Here is a 15330-nt window from a genome sequence, read left to right as displayed (position 1 = left end):
TCGCCTCTTCGACGGCAATCTCGTCGAAGGGGTTCATCGACATCTTCACATTCGCCAGATCGACACCCGAGCCATCCGCCTTGACGCGGACCTTCACGTTGTAGTCGATCACACGCTTCACAGGCACAAGGACCTTCATCGGTCAGGCACCCAGGTCGAGCGCGGCGATCATGCGGACCGCGCGGGCCGCCTCGGCGCCTTTCTTGACGAAATGCTGCGTGAAAAAGCCCTCATGCTCTTCCGTGGGCTGGAAGTTGTGCGGGGTCAGGCTGACCGAGTAGGTCGGAACGCCGGTCTCCATCTGCGCCTGCATCAGGCCGGACACCACGGCCTGGGCCACGAAGTCATGGCGATAGATGCCACCATCCACCACGAGGGCCGCCGCGACGATGGCGTCGAACTTGCCGGAATTGCCCAGCTTTTTTGCCAGCAGCGGCATTTCGAAGGCGCCCGGCACGTCGAAGACGCGGATGTCGACCTCTTGGCCCGCGGCCTTCATATCGGCCTGAAATCCGACCAGGGTCTGATCGACGATTGCGGCATGCCAGCGGGCCTTGATGAAGGCGATGGTGAGTTTGGTCATCTGTTGTCTCCAATGATGAGGATTGGGGCAAGACGGCGCATCGGGCCCGGGGTGCGGAACGGCAGCTTGCCGCAGGGGCCCACTGAACAAGACCGGGGCCCGGGGCGCAATTGTCGCTTGTGTGACGCTTTGGATGAGGCAGCCTGTATCAGGTCGGCCTTTCTAACCCAGGTAGCCGTCGAACCGGTCACGGGCGAGGAAATCCAATAGCGCCCGCGTCCGCCGCGCCAGCCTGCGTTGGCCCAGGTGAACCGCGTGGATATCCAGCGACGGCCCCGCCGTCTCGCACAGGACCTGCACAAGCCGCCCCTCGGCCAGATCGGAGCGCACCATGTAATCGGGGCAAAGCGCGATCCCTTCGCCCAGGACGGCCAAGTCGCGCGCCGCCCGTGGAGAGTTCACCGCATAGGGACCCCTGGCCTCGATCCGCCGCAGCACGCCCGCCTCGGCCAGGTTCCAGGCTCCATCGCGCAGGTTGGTGTCGCGGATGCAGGCATGGGCGGATAGGTCATCGAGCCGCCCCGGCATGCCCTTTGCATCCAGGTAGCCGGGCGCGGCCACCAGCAGAAGCCGAACCTCGCCCAGCTTGCGCGCGATCAGGGCCGAGTTGTCCAGCCGCCCGATGCGCAGCGCCAGGTCGATCCCCTCGGCCGCCAGGTCGACGAAGCGATCCGACAGCCGCAGATCGACCTGCAAGGCGGGATGCGGCCCGCGAAAGCGCTGCAACAGCGGCATGACGTGCAATTCCCCGAAGGCAACCGAAGAGGCCACGCGCAAGACACCGGTCAGCCCCCGCCCCGTCTCGCGCAGATCGCCCGTCATCTCGTCCAACTGGTCCAGCCAATCGGGCGCCCGCGCCATCAGACGCTCTCCGGCGGCGGTCAGGCCAAGGCGGCGCGTCGTGCGGTGCAAGAGCTGGGCGCCGAGCCGGGCTTCCAGCTCGGCCATGTATTTTGAGGCCAGCTTGGCCGAGATCCCAAGCCGCCCCGCCGCCCCCGAGAAGGACCCGGTCTGCACCGCCGCAACAAAGACCTTGATGCCCTCGACCGTGTCCATGGGAGCCCTCATTCGGAACGTTATGGCGAAAGAATACCGCCATCATCGCCGTATCCGCCATGATCTGCAAGGCGCATAAGGGGGGCATCCAAACCGAACCAACCCAACCGAAAGGAAAAAACGATGAAACTCAAGTCCTTCGCCCTGGTGACCCTGATGGCCCTGCCCTTCGCCGCGCAAGCGGATGATGCCTCCGACCTGGAGCGCTATCGCACCGCCGAGAAGCTGGGCCAGCAGCACCTGGCCACCTTCGACACGCTGGATTTCGACGTCTTCACCGGCCAGAAATGGGACCGGCTGAAGGAAAGCCACGGTCAGAACGTCCGCGTCCACTGGCCCGATGGCCGCGTGACCGACGGGATCGACGCCCATATCGCCGACCTGCAATACATGTTCTCCTTCGCTCCCGACACCCGCATCCTGGAACACCCGATCAAGCTGCAGGACGGCGAGTGGACCTCGGTGGTGGGCTACATGGAGGGCACCTTCAGCCAGCCGATGAAGCTGGCCGACGGGACCGAGATCGCCCCCACCGGCAAGGCTTACCGCATCGCCATGTCGACGGTCAGCCACTGGGCCGAGGATGGCACGATGGACGAGGAATACCTCTTTTGGGACAACCAGGCCTTCATGGCGCAGATCGGGCTGGGCCAGTAAGCCCGCCGTACAATCCCGGGGGGCGCAGGCCCCCCGAACCCCTCTGGGGCAGATGGCCCCAAGACCCTGAAAGGAATAGGAAATGAACGTCACCATCATCGGCACCGGCAATATCGGTGCGGGCCTCGCCTCGGTTCTGGCCGCGGGCAATGCCGTCACCGTCACCAATCGCAGCGGCGTGGCCAAGCCCGGCCTCGCCCATGCCGATCTGAAATCCGCCGTGGCAGGGGCCGATATCGTCATCCTGGCGCTGCCCTATGACGCCGTGGCGGGGCTGGAGGCGGATTTCGCGGGCAAGATCGTCGTCGATGTGACCAATCCGGTCACGGCGGACTTCTCGGGGCTGCAACTGGGCCATGAGACCTCGGCCGCCGAAGAAATCGCCAAGGCGCTGCCCGGCGCCCGGGTCGTCAAGGCCTTCAACACCGTCTTCGCCCAGGTCTATGCCCAGGGGCTGGAGTTCGGCGGGACCCGGGTTCAGACCTTCGTGGCCTCGGACGATGCAGAGGCCAAGGCGGCGGTCATCGCCCTGGCCAAGGCCGCGGGCTTTGACGCCCGTGACGCGGGCGGGTTGAAGAACGCCCGGTACATCGAGCCCCTGGCCTATCTGAACATCCAGTTCGGCTATATGCTGGGCCAGGGCACCCAGATCGCCCCGGTCTGGCTGGCGCGCTAATCCCGCGCCGGGCGCCGCTCAGGCCACCCAGCCCTTTTGCCCCGGCCGGGAGGAGCTTTCGCGGATCACCAGTTCTCCGGGCAACAAGGTCAAGGTGGGGGGCGGCAGCGGCTTGCCCCCCTCCATCAGCGCAAGCAGCTTGTCGGCCGCGGCCTTGGCCAGGGTCGCGCCATCGTTCCGCACCGAGGTGAGGGTCGTATGGGAGAAAGCGCCGAATTCGATATTGTCATAGCCCACGACCGACAGGTCCTCGGGCACCCGCAGGCCCTTCAGCTTGGCCCACCGCATCGCACCCAGGGCAAACATGTCCGAACTGGCGAAGACCGCCGTCAGGCCGGGATTGCGCGCGGCCAGGGTCTCCATCGCGGCAAAGCCCGCCTCCATGCTGAAGCCCACGGGCTCCACCATGAGCGCCTCGTCCAGGGCGAGCCCGTGGACGCGGTGGGCGTGACGAAAGCCTTCCAGCTTCAGGGGCTTGTCGCGCAAGGGGCCAAGGGCGCCGATCCTTGTGTGACCCAGCGCGATCAGATGGGTCGTCGCGTCGTAAGAGGCCTGGAACTCGTCCACCCCCACCGCATCCAGCCCGGTGTCGCGCGCACCCACCAGCATCACCACCGGGAAATTCCGCGACCGCAGCCGACGCAGGTGATCCAGCGAGGTGTGATCGACCGGGTAGATCAGCAGCCCGTCGACATTGTGACGGCGGAACATGTCGATGGCCGCCGTCTCTTGCTCGGGCGTCGAGGAGGTCGCGAACAGCACGCTATAGCCCCGCGCCGCCATCTCGCGCTGCAAGGCGGTCGCCACGGCGGTGGGCTGGGGGTTGGTCAGGTATTCGACCAGCATCCCCACCGTATGGCTGCGCGAAGTCACCAGCGATTTCGCCGTGGCATTGGGGATGTAATCCAGCTCCTCGGCCGCCTTCTCGATCATCTCGCGCGCGGCCTGGCTGATCCGGGTCGAGCCCCGCAGCGCAAGGGAGACCGTATTGACCCCATAGCCGGTCTTTGCCGCGATATCGGCCAATGTCGGTTTGCGTCCTGCGGTCATGGTCTCCTCCTGCGCCTTGCTTAGCTGACAAAAGGGGGCTTGCAAAGCGGATGTAGTATCGTTACTACATCATTATGGCGTAACCTTACCGCAGCGACTCGACGCGATCCCTTGGAGGAGGGAGCGGCAGGGCCATCTGGTCGCCCGTGGCTTGGGCGGTGCGGCCTGCAACCCCGGAGGAGGAAGATATGTCGATGATGAAGAAGGCTGCCCTCGGCGGCCTGGCCGGTCTCATGTTGTCCACGGCCGCCATGGCCCAGGACCTGTCGGTCGAGGTCTATACGAACTGGGTCTCGGGCGGGGAATCCGCCGCGCTGAACGCCATTGCCCAGGCTTTCGAGGCCAAGGGCGGCAAGTGGATCGACTTTGCCGTCCCCGGCGACACGGTGGCCCCGGCCATCAGCCGGATCGTCGCGGGCGATCCGATGGGCGCGGCCAAGATGCAGTCGACCGACCTCGACGAGCTCTACAAGGCCGGGCTCCTGGCCGATATCGACCAGGTGGCGACCGATGGCAAATGGCAAGAGCGCCTGCCCGATTTCATGTGGAATGCGATCACCCGCGACGGCCATGTCTATGGGGCGCCGATCAATTCCCAGTCCGAAGTCTGGCTGTGGTACAACAAGGCGGTCTTCGAAAAGCTGGGCCTGGCCGAGCCGCAATCCTATGACGAGCTTTTCGCCAGCCTCGACAAGATCAAGGAAGCCGGCGTGATCCCCTTTGCCGTCGGCGGCCAGGATTGGCAGCTGAACATCCTGTTCCTCAAGATCCTCGCGGGCGTGGCGCCCGATGTCTACCTCGGGCTGCAGGGCGCCGATTACGAGGCCGCGATCAACTCCGACGGCTTCAAGCAGGTCGCCGAGATCTTCGGGCGCCTGCGCGGCTATGACGACGAGGGCAGCCCGGGCCGCCAATGGAACGTCGCGGTCAACATGGTGGCCACGGGTCAGGCGGCGATGATGGTCATGGGCGACTGGGCCAAGGGCGAGTTCACCGCCGCGGGCCAGACGGCAGGCAAGGAATACGGCTGCATGCTGGGACCGCAGGGCGACAGCATCATCCTGACCGGCGACATGTTCATCTTCCCCAAGATCGAGACGCAGCGCCCCGGCCAGCTCCTCTTGGCCGCAACCATGCTGGAGCCCGCGACCCAGGTGCCCTTCAACATCGCCAAGGGCTCGATGCCCTCGACGCTGGACACCGACGTGACCCAGATGGACGCCTGCACGCAAAAGGCCATGGCGGTCCTGCAAGACCCCGCAAAGCGCCTGCCGGGCCTGTCCTATGTCATGACGCCTGACCGCCGTGCCGCGATTTCGGATGCCGTGGCGAAATACTGGAGCGACGAGGCCGCGGGCCCCGATGCCCTGGTGGCGGCCATGCAAGAGGCCTTCAGTTCGACGAACTGAACGGCCTGCCGGTGGGCGCGCTCCCCGCCCACCGGCCCCTTTCAAAGGACATCCCATGACACCCCGGCTTCGCAAATTGCCGGCCGTGATCGCCATGACGCCCACGATCTTCTTCGTCGTGGTGGTGATCGGCTTTGGCCTTCTCTGGACGCTTTGGACCTCCTTCACCTCGTCCAAGCTTTTGCCCAACAACGATTTCGTGGGCCTGGCGCAATATGCCCGGCTTTTCGCCTCGGACAATTGGCAAGTGGCTTGCGTGAACGTGGCCCTCTTCGGAGTGCTGTTCATCGGCGGCTGCCTGGCGCTTGGCTATGCGCTCGCCGTGGCGCTGGACCAGGGCATCCGGTTTGAAGACGCCTTCCGCACCATTTTCCTCATGTCGGCCTCGCTGAGCTTCGTCGTCACCGGCATCGTCTGGCAGTGGCTGTTTGACCCAACCTTCGGCATCCAGGCGGCGGTGCGCGACTGGGGCTGGACCTCCTTCCGCTTCGACTGGCTGACGAGGGAAGAGACCGCGATCTTCGCCCTGGTTGGCGCCGGGATCTGGCAGGCCACCGGCATGGGCATGGTCATCATGCTGGCAGGCCTGCGCGGCATCGACCAGGACATCTGGAACGCCACCCGCATCGACGGCATCCCGGCCTGGAGGGTCTATATCCATGTCATCCCGGCGATGATCCGGCCGATGATCGCCACGGCGGCGGTGCTGCTCTCGCTGACGGCGATCAAGATCTATGACCTCGTCGTGGTGATGACCGGCGGAGGCCCCGGCATATCCACCGAAGTTCCCGCGAAATACGTCATGGACATGCTGTTCCAACGCAACAACCTGGGCCAGGCCACGGCCGCCGCGACGATCATGCTTCTGGCGATCTGCCTGCTGGTCGGCCTGCCTTGGGCCCTGCTTCGGAGGGCCAAATGATCTCTCATCTTGAACCAGACGGCCCGAAACCCCGCAGCCTCTCGCCCGCGCGGATCGCGCTTTACGTCTTCCTGGCGCTCTCGGCCGCCTTCTTCCTGCTGCCCGTCTACGTGATGGTGGCAACCTCGCTGAAACCCATGGCCGAGATCCGGGACGGCAACCTTTTCGCCTGGCCCCAGGCGCCGACCCTTGCCGCCTGGGCCAAGGCCTGGGGCACGGCCTGCACGGGCCGGGTCTGCGAAGGCATGAGCCCCGGCATGGTCAACTCCTTCAAGATCGCCATTCCCGGCACGCTTTTCCCGGTGATCCTGGGCGCGCTGAACGGCTATGCCCTGTCCTTCTGGCGGTTCCGGGGCGCCAATTGGGTCTTCACCGCGCTTCTGGTCAGCACCTTCGTGCCGATCCAGGTCTTCATCTTCCCCCTCGTGCGGATGATGACCGCGGCGGGCCTCTTCGGATCCTTGCCCGGAATCATCCTGATCCACACGGGCTTCACCCTGCCGCTGACCACGCTGTTGTTCCGCAACTTCTATGCCGCCGTGCCCGAAGAGATGTTCAGCGCGGCCCGCGTCGATGGCGGCGGCTTCTGGTCGATCTTCGCCTTCGTCATGGTGCCGATCTCGACCCCCATCGTCATCGTCGCGGTCATCCTGCAATTCACCGGGGCCTGGAACGACTACCTCTTCGGCATGATCTTTGCGGGCCGTGAGAACCAGCCGATGACGGTGCTTTTGACCTCCATCGTCACCAGCCAATACGGCGAGAAGGAATACAATGTGAACATGGCCGCCACGCTTTTGTCGGCCGCCGTGCCACTGGCGGTCTATTTCGCCTCTGGCCGCTGGTTCGTCCGCGGCATCTCTGACGGCGCACTGAAAGGATAAGATGATGAAAGCCAAGGGAGTTTCCGTCCGCAAGGTGCAGGTCGCCTATGGGGCCGTCCAGGTCATCAAGGAGATGGACCTCGAGATCGCGCCGGGCGAGTTCATCGTCCTCCTGGGCGCCTCGGGCTGCGGCAAGTCGACGCTTTTGTCGGTCATCGCGGGTCTGCGCGACGTGACGGCGGGACAAATCTGGATCGGGGATCAGAACGTCACCTGGGCCGAGCCCAAGGACCGCGACATCGGCATGGTCTTTCAAAGCTATGCTTTGTATCCACAGATGACGGTGCGGGGGAACCTGTCTTTCGGCCTGCGGATGGCGGGCGCGCCCAAGGCGGTGATCGAGGCGCGGGTGACCGAGGCGGCGGCGGTCCTGCAGCTCTCGCATCTTTTGGACCGCAAGCCCAAGGCGCTCTCGGGCGGTCAGCGCCAGAGGGTGGCCATCGGCCGCGCCCTCGTGCGGCAGGCGGGGGTCTTCCTCTTCGACGAGCCCTTGTCGAACCTCGATGCGAAACTGCGCACCGAACTGCGGGCCGAGCTGAAGCGGCTGCACCGCGAGCTTGGCACGACGATGATCTTCGTGACCCATGACCAGATCGAGGCCCTGACCCTGGCCGACCGCATTGCCGTCATGGAGGGCGGCGTGATCCGCCAGATCGGCACCCCGAAAGAGATCTACCGCACCCCCGCCAACCGCTTCGTGGCAGGGTTCATCGGCTCGCCGGGGATGAATTTCTTCGACGGCAAAGTCGTGCTGGACCCCGAGCCGCGCTTCATCGGCCCGGGTTTTGAGTTGCCGCTGAAGGGCTACGCCTTCACCACCCCCCAAGCGGGCAAGGCCACCCTGGGCCTGCGCCCCGAACATGTGGGCATCAGGCCGCAAGGCGCGCATCCGCAATTCACCACCGCCCTGACCTCGGTCGAGCCCATGGGGGCCGAGACCCTGCTTTGGGGCAAGCTCGGCGAGGCCCCCCTGTCCATCCGCGTCGATACCCTGACCGGGCTGGACGAGGCCCCTGCCCTGACCTTCGAAATCGACCCTGCCCTGGTCTCGCTCTTCGGCGAAGACGGCCAGCGCCTCTGACCCTTTCCAACATGGAGACTGCAATGACTCATTCCGATGAGACCGGCTTCGTGCCGCTGTTCGATGGCAAGACCCTGAAGGGCTGGTTTGCCACGCCGCGCACCTATGGCGCCATGTGGCCGGGCGGCCCCAGCGTGCAAGAGGCCCATCCCGGCCTCTTCCCCGCCGATTACAACGAACAGGCCGCGGCCCATCCGGCGGTCTGGACGGTGGAGGACGGCGCCCTGGTGGGCCGTCAGGACGAACCCGGCTCGGGCTGGGGCGGCTATATCGTCACCGAAGGGAAATACGGCGATTTCGACCTGCGCTTCGAGGCCAAGCCCGATTGGCCCGCCGACACCGGCATCATGCTGCGCAAGAATGCCCAAAGCTTTCACGGCTTCCAGGTGCTGCTGGATCACCGCAAATCGGGCTCGATCGGCGGGTTCTATGGCAACGGGATCAGCGGCTTCCACGCCGTCCCCTTCGCTCTGGACGTGGTGACCGACGCCCAGGGCCGCCCCATCGCCCTGCGCGAGGACGATCCCGCCACCTCGATCGAGCCCTTCCGCCCCTCCAAGCGCGACCTCTTGACCGAGGCTTGCAGCGCGGAGGCCTTTCTCAAGGCCTGGCGTTTCGACGACTGGAACGACTTCCGCATCGTGATCCAGGGCGCCAAGCCCCGTTGCTCCTGCTGGATCAACGGGCTTTTGGTGGCCTCCATCGACCTCGGCGCGATCCAATTCCCCAATTACGACGCCGATGCCGTGGCCGCCTTCCTGGGTCCCAAGGGGCATATCGCCCTCGAGGTCCATGACAACGACTGGGGCGGCCTGGGCCAGGGCCGCTGGGGCAAGGACGCCGCCTGCCGCTGGCGCAACATCCGCATCAAGGAGCTGTGAAAATGGCACGCTGGGGCATCCTCGGGCCGGGCTATATCGCAGGCCTTTTCGCCGAAGACCTCGCCCGGGCGGGGGCGCGGCTGAGTGCCGTCGCCTCGCGCGACCTGGGCCGGGCGCAGGCCTTTGCCGCCAAACATGGGGTCCCGCGCGCCCATGGGTCCTATGAGGCCCTGGCCGCGGATCCAGAGGTCGATGTGGTCTATATCGCCTCGCCGCACAGCCACCATCACGAACATGCCCGCCTGATGCTGAGCGCGGGCAAGCATCTCCTGGTGGAAAAGCCCTTCACGATGAACGCGGCCCAGGCCCATGACCTGATCGCCCTGGCCCGCGAGAAGGGGCTTTTCATCATGGATGCGCTGTGGACGCTGTGCAATCCGCTGTACCGTCTGCTGCAGGCCCGGGTGGCGGCCGGAGAGATCGGCACACCACGCGCCTTCGCCGCCCAGATCGGGCCGATGGGGACGGGCGACAATACCCGCATCCTCGACCCGGCCCAGGGCGGCAGCTTTACGCTGGAATGCCTGACCTATCCGCTGAATATCCTTGCGGGCCTCGCTCCGGGGCTGACAAAGGGGGCCAGCGTCTCGGCCCAGGGGCTCTTGACGACCCAGGGCGTCGACAGCGCGGCCACGGTCACGCTGAAGACGGCCCAGGGCTATGCCAGCATGGCGGGCGGCTTCGTGCCGGGGACGGGGGGTATGGGGGGCTCGGGCTTCCAGCTGATCGGCGACAAGGGCTGGCTTGCGGTGACCGACAACCTTTTCAACCCCGGAAAGGCGCTGTTCAGCACGGGCGCCGGCGTCGAAGAGCTGACCGACACTGGCCACGAAGCGCGCTATGGGTGGGAGATCGCCGAGGTCCAGGCCTGTCTCTCCGAGGGGCGCCTGGAAAGCACCCGCGTGCCTCATGGCTTGACTTTGGAAGTCATGGGCCTTCTGGATCAGGCACTTCAGCACATCCGGGGGAGGGTTCTGGCATGAAGGTTCCGCCACGTGCCTTGGCCAAGGGGCAGTCGGCCCAAGTCTGGACCCATGACACGGTCACGGGCCAGACGCGGCTGGTCTTTCAGACCTCTGACCTTTTGGTCGAGGCGCCGAACTGGGTGGGCGAGGCCCTGATCCTGAACGGCGGGGGCAGGCTCTGGCGCCTGCCGCTTGCCTCTCCCGGGCTGGAGCCCATCGAGATCCCAGGGCTCCCGCCCCTGAACAACGACCATGTGCCCGACCCCGATGGGGCGCATATCTTTCTGTCAACCAACGACGACTGGCAGATCTACCACGCGCCCCTGGCCGGAGGCGCCGCCACCAGGGTCACCCGAGACGACGATCTCTTGCACTTCCTGCACGGCGTCTCGCCCGATGGCGGGCAGCTGGCCTTCGTCGGCGTCAAGGTCGATGAGGCCTTCCGCTTCCTCTCGGCCGAGATCTGCACGATCCGCGCCGATGGCAGCGACTTCCGCCAGCTGACCGACAGGGCCGTGGCCGATGGGCCGGAATACAGCCCCGACGGGGCTTGGCTCTACTACAACACCGAACAATTCTCTGGCCATGCCCAGATCGCCCGGATGCGGCCCGATGGCAGCGGGGCGGAGCGGCTTTCCTTTGCCGGGACGGTGGACTGGTTCCCGCATCTCTCGCCCGATGGGGCGCGGGCGGTCTATCTGTCTTATCCGCCCGGCACGCGGGGCCATCCGGCCGACCTTTGGGTGGAACTCAAGCTGGTCGAGACCGACTGGACCCAAGCCCGCACCGTCGCGCGGCTCTTCGGCGGACAGGGGACGATCAACGTCAACTCCTGGTCGCCCGATGGCCGCAGCTTTGCCTTTGTCTCTTATCCCATGGCCGATCAATGACCTACACGCTGCAATCCCTCGCCGCCGAGCAAGAAAGCCTGCACCTGCCGCGCTTTGACTATGAGATCGCCTGGCGGCTGGGCTGCCTGATGCAAGAGGCGGCCCGCGGCCTGCCCGCCGCCATCACTGTGGCCCATGGCACCGATGTGGTCTTTGCCCTGCTGATGCCGGGCGCCACCTGCGACAACACCGACTGGGCCGCCCGCAAGCGTGCCGTGGCCCATCGCTTCCACCGCAGCTCGCTCGCGATGCGGCTGGAGGCCGAGGCCCAGGGCTATGACTTCAACGCCCGGTTCCTCTTGCCCCCGACGGATTTCATCGCAAGCGGAGGCGGCGTGCCGCTGATCCTGAAGGGGGGCACGCTGATCGGGACCATCGGCGTCAGCGGCCTGCCCGATGTCGAAGACCACCGCCTTGCCGTCACCGCCATCCGCCAGCTTCTGGCCTGAAAGGACATCACCATGACTCTGCGTTGGGGCATCCTCGCCACCGGCTGGATCGCCGAGCTTTTCACCGCCGACTTGAAGCTGGCGGGGCACATGGTCTCTGCCGTGGGCTCGCGGTCGCAGGCCTCGGCCGACCGTTTCGCGGCGGCCCATGGCATCCCCCGTGCCCATGGCAGCTATGAGGCGCTTTGTACCGACCCGGAGGTCGATGTGATCTATGTGGCCACCCCGCACCCCCAGCATGCCGCCTGCGCGCGCATGGCGCTGGAGGCCGGCAAGCATGGCCCGCGCTGACGGCGTCGAGCTGCTTCACGTCGCCCACGAGGATCACCCGGGCAAAGCCTGCGCCCCGCGCATGGCTCAGGAGGTCTCGCATCTCGGAGGCCGAGACCATGCCCGCTTCATCGACGACCAGGATGCGCCTATTGGCGCCCTGCCCCACCGGATCGCCACCGCTGCGGATCTGCATGAGCCAGGACTGCAGGGTCTTGGCCTCGGGGATTGCCTCGCGCAGGGCTTCGACGGCGCGACCCGATGGGGCGAGGCCCTGCAGCTCGTAGCCTGCCTTCTCGGCATAGCGCCGGAGCGTGTCGATCATGAAGGTCTTGCCGGTCCCGGCATAGCCCTGGACGCCGACGATCTGCGAGGTGCCGGTGAGCCCCACCCGGACAGCATCGCGCTGGCCGGGGGTGAGGGAGGTCTGCTCCAGGAGCCGGTCGAGGGTCTTGGCCGGATCGCGCTTCTCGGCCGCGAGCCCGTGGAGGTCCAACTCCCCCGCCTTCCTGCCCGCCCGCCAGCTGGCGATGACCTCGCGCTCGGCGGCCAGCGTCTCGCGGTCGGTCAGGAGCGGGCTGATCCCGGCGCGGGCTGCGACAAGGAGGGTCTTCTCTTGCGTCAGCTTGGTGACCTCGCGCATGAGGTCGCCGATGCCCGCGTGCTCGAGGCGCGGCATGGCGTGCTTCAAGAGATCGCGGAGCGGATAGACCGACTGGCGTTCGCTCAAGTGGGCGATGCCGTGGAGGAGGGCGTCCCTCGCCTCGCGGGCGATGGCCTCACCGGGCAGGCCGCCGCGAGTGACCCCGCCGAGGCTCTGCGCGGCGGTGATTACCGAGCGGTCCTTCAGCTCCCAGAGAAGGTCCGGGTTCATGCCCTCGGCGCGCGCCTCCCCGATCCAGGCCTCGCGCAGTTCGGCCCGGTCGATCTGCCCTGCCTTCGAGACCCGTGTGGCGAGCGCGGCCAGGGCGCGGTTCGCCGGCGTCGCTTCCATCCCGCGCTTGACGAGCGCTGCTCCGATCGCCTCAGAGCGCTTGGAATAGAGGGCACGCAAATCCTGCGGCACGTCGCGAAGCTCCACGATACCATCGCGGCCGGTCCGTTCGACGGCATAGCCGAGGCCCCGGAGGCTCCGGGCCAGCTCGTTGCGATAGATCTCCCCGCCCAGCATCTTGGTCAGGTAGATCTCGTCGTTGTGCAGAGCCGTCCATTTGCCGTCGGGATTCAGGACCATGTTCGGGATGACGGCATGGGTGTGAAGCTGAGGATCCAGCGCCCGAGAGGTGTCGTGACGGAAGAGGCCCGCCAGGATCTTGCCGCCCTTCACGAGTTCGATCTCGCCGTCCTTGCCCGCGCGGCGGGTGGCGACGGCGTTCTCTTCCAGCCAAGAACCTTGGCTTCCAAATCGCAGATGCAGCTACTCGCCAAGCACGTCAGTCAGGCCTGGATTGTTCCAAGAGGCGGAAAGCCGACTGTGAGGTCGTGTCTTCGGAGGGCCATAGACGGCCGGGCATCGCACCAACGCAACCCATTGCGATTAATAAAGATAATGCCGCTCTAGACACGCCGGTTATCCACGCTTGGAAGACCATGGCTCTTGGGAAAGACGGGCCGAAGTCTGTCCAGCTGGGCGTCGTTCAGCCAGAACAGGTTGCTCATCGATCAGGTCTCCTGGCCAACCGTGAATCACGGTCGACAAAGATGATCAATGGGTCCTGACCCGTTTAACCCGACGTCCACGCAACCGGCAGCAGGCCACATTGATCCTACGGCGCGTCAGCGCAATCTTGTGTCCCTGGCGCGGATTGGCTATCTATTGCCGCATTCTAGGTAAGGACGATGCCCATGCTGCTTGAAGGGAAAATCTGCACCACCGGCCCGTCCGAGGATGTACTACTTGGCCTAACTCGGATCGAGACCCTGAGTTCGGTTGCTCCCGCAGGGTTCGAGTTCAGTAAGGTCGTGGGCTGTGTGGCTGATTTCCTGATCCGACGGGGCTTCGGCCCGATCACCCTAACGCTGCAGGGCACGATGAGCCTACAGGGAGCGGAGGGCGCCTACAAGCTGGAGATCAAGGCCTCCCACTTGATAGGTGGCAAAGTCTTGGTCGTGCTCGACGCTACCTGTGGCGAGGTCGATGGCAAAGAGACTCTGTCTTGGAAGGGTGAGCTTTCAGCCCAAGGCCTGGCAGGAAGGATCCTTTCCGAAAGATCGGACCGCGGCAACGAGATCTTGTGCAACCTTTTCATTCGTCTTCGCGACTATGTCGAAGGAGCGGTTGCTTGACTCGGTGTCGGCAACCAGTTCGAATTGACCCATGACTAAACGAGCATGCTTGGGGTCAGGACCCATTGATCATCTTTGTCGACCGTGATTCACGGTCGGCCAGGAGACCTGATCGATGAGCAACTTGTTCTGGCTGACCGAAGCCCAGATGGACCGGCTTCGGCCCTTCTTTCCCAAGAGTCATGGCCGCCCGAGGGTGGATGACCGTCGCGTTCTGAGCGGGATTATCTTCATCAATCGCAACGGGTTGCGCTGGTGCGATGCCTCTTCCGTCTATGGCCCCCCAAAGACCCTCTACAACCGCTGGAAGCGCTGGTGCGGCATGGGTGTCTTCGCCCGGATCATGGAGGGCCTTGCCTCGGAAGCTGCCGAGCAGAAGACGGTCATGATCGATGTGAGCGGGCATGCGCCATTGGTCCGAGCATGCCCGCGCAAGTATCTGAAAGCCCACCGCACGGCCTCGAGCTTGGCGGTGAAAAAGGGGGGCGCGGCCGGGCGATCGGGCGCACGAAAGGCGGGCTGAATACGAAGCTTCATGCTGTGGCGGACGCCAAAGGGAGGCCGCTGAAGTTCTTCATGACGGCAGGTCAGGTCAGCGACTACATGGGCGCTGCTGCCCTCCTGTGGGATCTGCCAAAGGCGGAGTGGCTCTTGGCAGATAGGGGTATGACGCCGATTGGTATCGAGAAGCGTTGAAAGACAAAAGGATACGCGTCTGCAACCAAGGACGGAAGAACCGGAAAAAGAAGATCCGCCACGACCGCCGTCGCTACAAAAGGCGCAACCGCATTGAGATCACGTTCGGTCGCCTCAAAGACTGGCGCACGATCGCAGCCCGCTGCGATCGATGTCCCAAAGTCTTCCTCTCGGCCATCGCCCTTGCTGCAACCATTATCTTCTGGCTCTGAAACTCAACGAGATGCTGTAACGGGGCCTGCGTCGCGACCCGCCCGTTACCATTGCAAAGTCGAGGGTAAGCTGGCGCCATTCCCGTATTGGACCCATAGGGAGGACTGCGGGATGAGACTGTTTGTCGGACTGGACGTGTCGCTCGAGAAGACCGCGATCTGCGTGATCAGCGAGCATGGGAAGATCGTGAGGGAGGCGCAGGCGGCCAGCGAGCCGGAAGTGCTGATGCGCTGGTTGGGGGACCTCGACGGCACCATCGCTGCCATCGGTCTGGAAGCCGGTCCCTTGTCGCAATGGTTGCACCGCGGGCTGACCCAGGCTGGACTTGACGCCGTGCTTATGGAAACTCGGCAGGTGAAGGG

The 15330-nt window shown here is 65.2% G+C and carries 15 protein-coding genes and 5 pseudogenes; 14 read left to right on the top strand and 6 right to left on the bottom strand.

Features of this window, described 5'->3' with window-relative positions; genetic code table 11:
• From GV832_RS20820 to GV832_RS20810, 3 genes and pseudogenes are all read right to left on the bottom strand, one after another.
• Nucleotides 1-139 (bottom strand): annotated as a pseudogene (locus GV832_RS20820) (electron transfer flavoprotein subunit beta/FixA family protein); the annotation flags it as partial.
• 3 nt (nt 140-142) lie between these two features.
• Entirely contained in the window at nt 143-583 is a 441-nt protein-coding gene (locus tag GV832_RS20815; RefSeq protein WP_168776801.1) for a 6,7-dimethyl-8-ribityllumazine synthase, read from the bottom strand.
• Nucleotides 584-745: 162 nt separating this feature from the next.
• On the bottom strand, nt 746-1651 hold the full coding sequence (locus tag GV832_RS20810) for a LysR family transcriptional regulator (protein ID WP_227754592.1): 906 nt from the start codon (nt 1649-1651) through the stop codon (nt 746-748).
• Between the two features lie 111 nt (nt 1652-1762).
• Here GV832_RS20810 and GV832_RS20805 point away from each other — a divergent pair, with 111 nt between their 5' ends.
• Nucleotides 1763-2296 carry an ester cyclase gene (locus tag GV832_RS20805; RefSeq protein WP_168776800.1) on the top strand — a complete coding sequence of 178 codons (534 nt, stop codon included), beginning with the start codon at nt 1763-1765 and terminating at the stop codon, nt 2294-2296.
• Between the two features lie 82 nt (nt 2297-2378).
• Nucleotides 2379-2972 (top strand): NADPH-dependent F420 reductase, encoded by a 594-nt coding sequence (locus GV832_RS20800; protein WP_168776799.1) that lies wholly within the window; start codon nt 2379-2381, stop codon nt 2970-2972.
• 18 nt (nt 2973-2990) lie between these two features.
• Here GV832_RS20800 and GV832_RS20795 read toward each other — a convergent pair whose 3' ends face one another.
• Complete coding sequence (locus GV832_RS20795) at nt 2991-4022, bottom strand: LacI family DNA-binding transcriptional regulator (RefSeq protein WP_168776798.1); 1032 nt, start codon at nt 4020-4022, stop codon at nt 2991-2993.
• Between the two features lie 188 nt (nt 4023-4210).
• On the opposite strand from GV832_RS20795, the gene GV832_RS20790 reads away from it, so the two are divergent.
• Genes GV832_RS20790 through GV832_RS22195 form a run of 9 tightly spaced genes read left to right on the top strand, consistent with a single transcriptional unit; the run spans nt 4211 to nt 11794 of the window.
• Nucleotides 4211-5431, top strand: a complete 1221-nt coding sequence (locus tag GV832_RS20790; RefSeq protein ID WP_168776797.1) for an ABC transporter substrate-binding protein — start codon at nt 4211-4213, stop codon at nt 5429-5431.
• A gap of 55 nt (nt 5432-5486) precedes the next feature.
• The gene (locus GV832_RS20785) at nt 5487-6353 is read left to right on the top strand and encodes a carbohydrate ABC transporter permease (protein WP_168776796.1); all 867 of its coding nucleotides are present in this window, start codon (nt 5487-5489) and stop codon (nt 6351-6353) included.
• A complete protein-coding gene (locus GV832_RS20780) occupies nt 6350-7237 on the top strand; it encodes a carbohydrate ABC transporter permease (RefSeq protein ID WP_168776795.1) in 888 nt (295 codons plus the stop codon). Before GV832_RS20785 ends, GV832_RS20780 begins: the two co-directional genes overlap by 4 nt.
• Before the next feature lies 1 nt (nt 7238).
• Nucleotides 7239-8318: an ABC transporter ATP-binding protein gene (locus GV832_RS20775; protein WP_168776794.1), complete on the top strand. Its 1080-nt coding sequence runs from the start codon at nt 7239-7241 to the stop codon at nt 8316-8318.
• 23 nt (nt 8319-8341) lie between these two features.
• Entirely contained in the window at nt 8342-9199 is an 858-nt protein-coding gene (locus tag GV832_RS20770) for a 3-keto-disaccharide hydrolase (RefSeq protein ID WP_227754591.1), read from the top strand.
• Between the two features lie 2 nt (nt 9200-9201).
• Nucleotides 9202-10182, top strand: a complete 981-nt coding sequence (locus tag GV832_RS20765; protein WP_168776792.1) for a Gfo/Idh/MocA family protein — start codon at nt 9202-9204, stop codon at nt 10180-10182.
• Entirely contained in the window at nt 10179-11054 is an 876-nt protein-coding gene (locus GV832_RS20760) for a TolB family protein (RefSeq protein ID WP_168776791.1), read from the top strand. Before GV832_RS20765 ends, GV832_RS20760 begins: the two co-directional genes overlap by 4 nt.
• On the top strand, nt 11051-11503 hold the full coding sequence (locus tag GV832_RS20755) for a heme-degrading domain-containing protein (protein ID WP_168776790.1): 453 nt from the start codon (nt 11051-11053) through the stop codon (nt 11501-11503). The genes GV832_RS20760 and GV832_RS20755 overlap by 4 nt, the downstream gene beginning before the upstream one ends.
• 12 nt (nt 11504-11515) lie before the next feature.
• Complete coding sequence (locus tag GV832_RS22195) at nt 11516-11794, top strand: Gfo/Idh/MocA family protein (protein ID WP_227754590.1); 279 nt, start codon at nt 11516-11518, stop codon at nt 11792-11794.
• Here the strand turns inward: GV832_RS22195 and mobF are convergent.
• Nucleotides 11766-13157, bottom strand: a pseudogene (gene mobF / locus GV832_RS20750) (MobF family relaxase); the annotation flags it as partial. The gene GV832_RS22195 and the pseudogene mobF overlap by 29 nt on opposite strands.
• A 99-nt stretch (nt 13158-13256) precedes the next feature.
• Nucleotides 13257-13432: pseudogene (locus tag GV832_RS20745) on the bottom strand (transposase); the annotation flags it as partial.
• A 180-nt stretch (nt 13433-13612) separates the two neighbouring features.
• Here GV832_RS20745 and GV832_RS20740 point away from each other — a divergent pair.
• The 3 genes and pseudogenes from GV832_RS20740 to GV832_RS20730 form a co-directional block, all read left to right on the top strand.
• Nucleotides 13613-14059 (top strand): hypothetical protein, encoded by a 447-nt coding sequence (locus GV832_RS20740; RefSeq protein ID WP_168776788.1) that lies wholly within the window; start codon nt 13613-13615, stop codon nt 14057-14059.
• Nucleotides 14060-14174: 115 nt separating this feature from the next.
• A pseudogene (locus GV832_RS20735) lies at nt 14175-14967 on the top strand (IS5 family transposase).
• A 112-nt stretch (nt 14968-15079) separates the two neighbouring features.
• Nucleotides 15080-15330: pseudogene (locus GV832_RS20730) on the top strand (IS110 family transposase); the annotation flags it as partial.

This window comes from Stagnihabitans tardus (assembly GCF_009925085.1).
In the GTDB taxonomy this organism is placed as follows: domain Bacteria; phylum Pseudomonadota; class Alphaproteobacteria; order Rhodobacterales; family Rhodobacteraceae; genus Stagnihabitans; species Stagnihabitans tardus.
The sequence above is the reverse complement of the archived record's forward strand: the minus strand, read 5'-3'. Positions and strand labels throughout refer to the sequence as shown.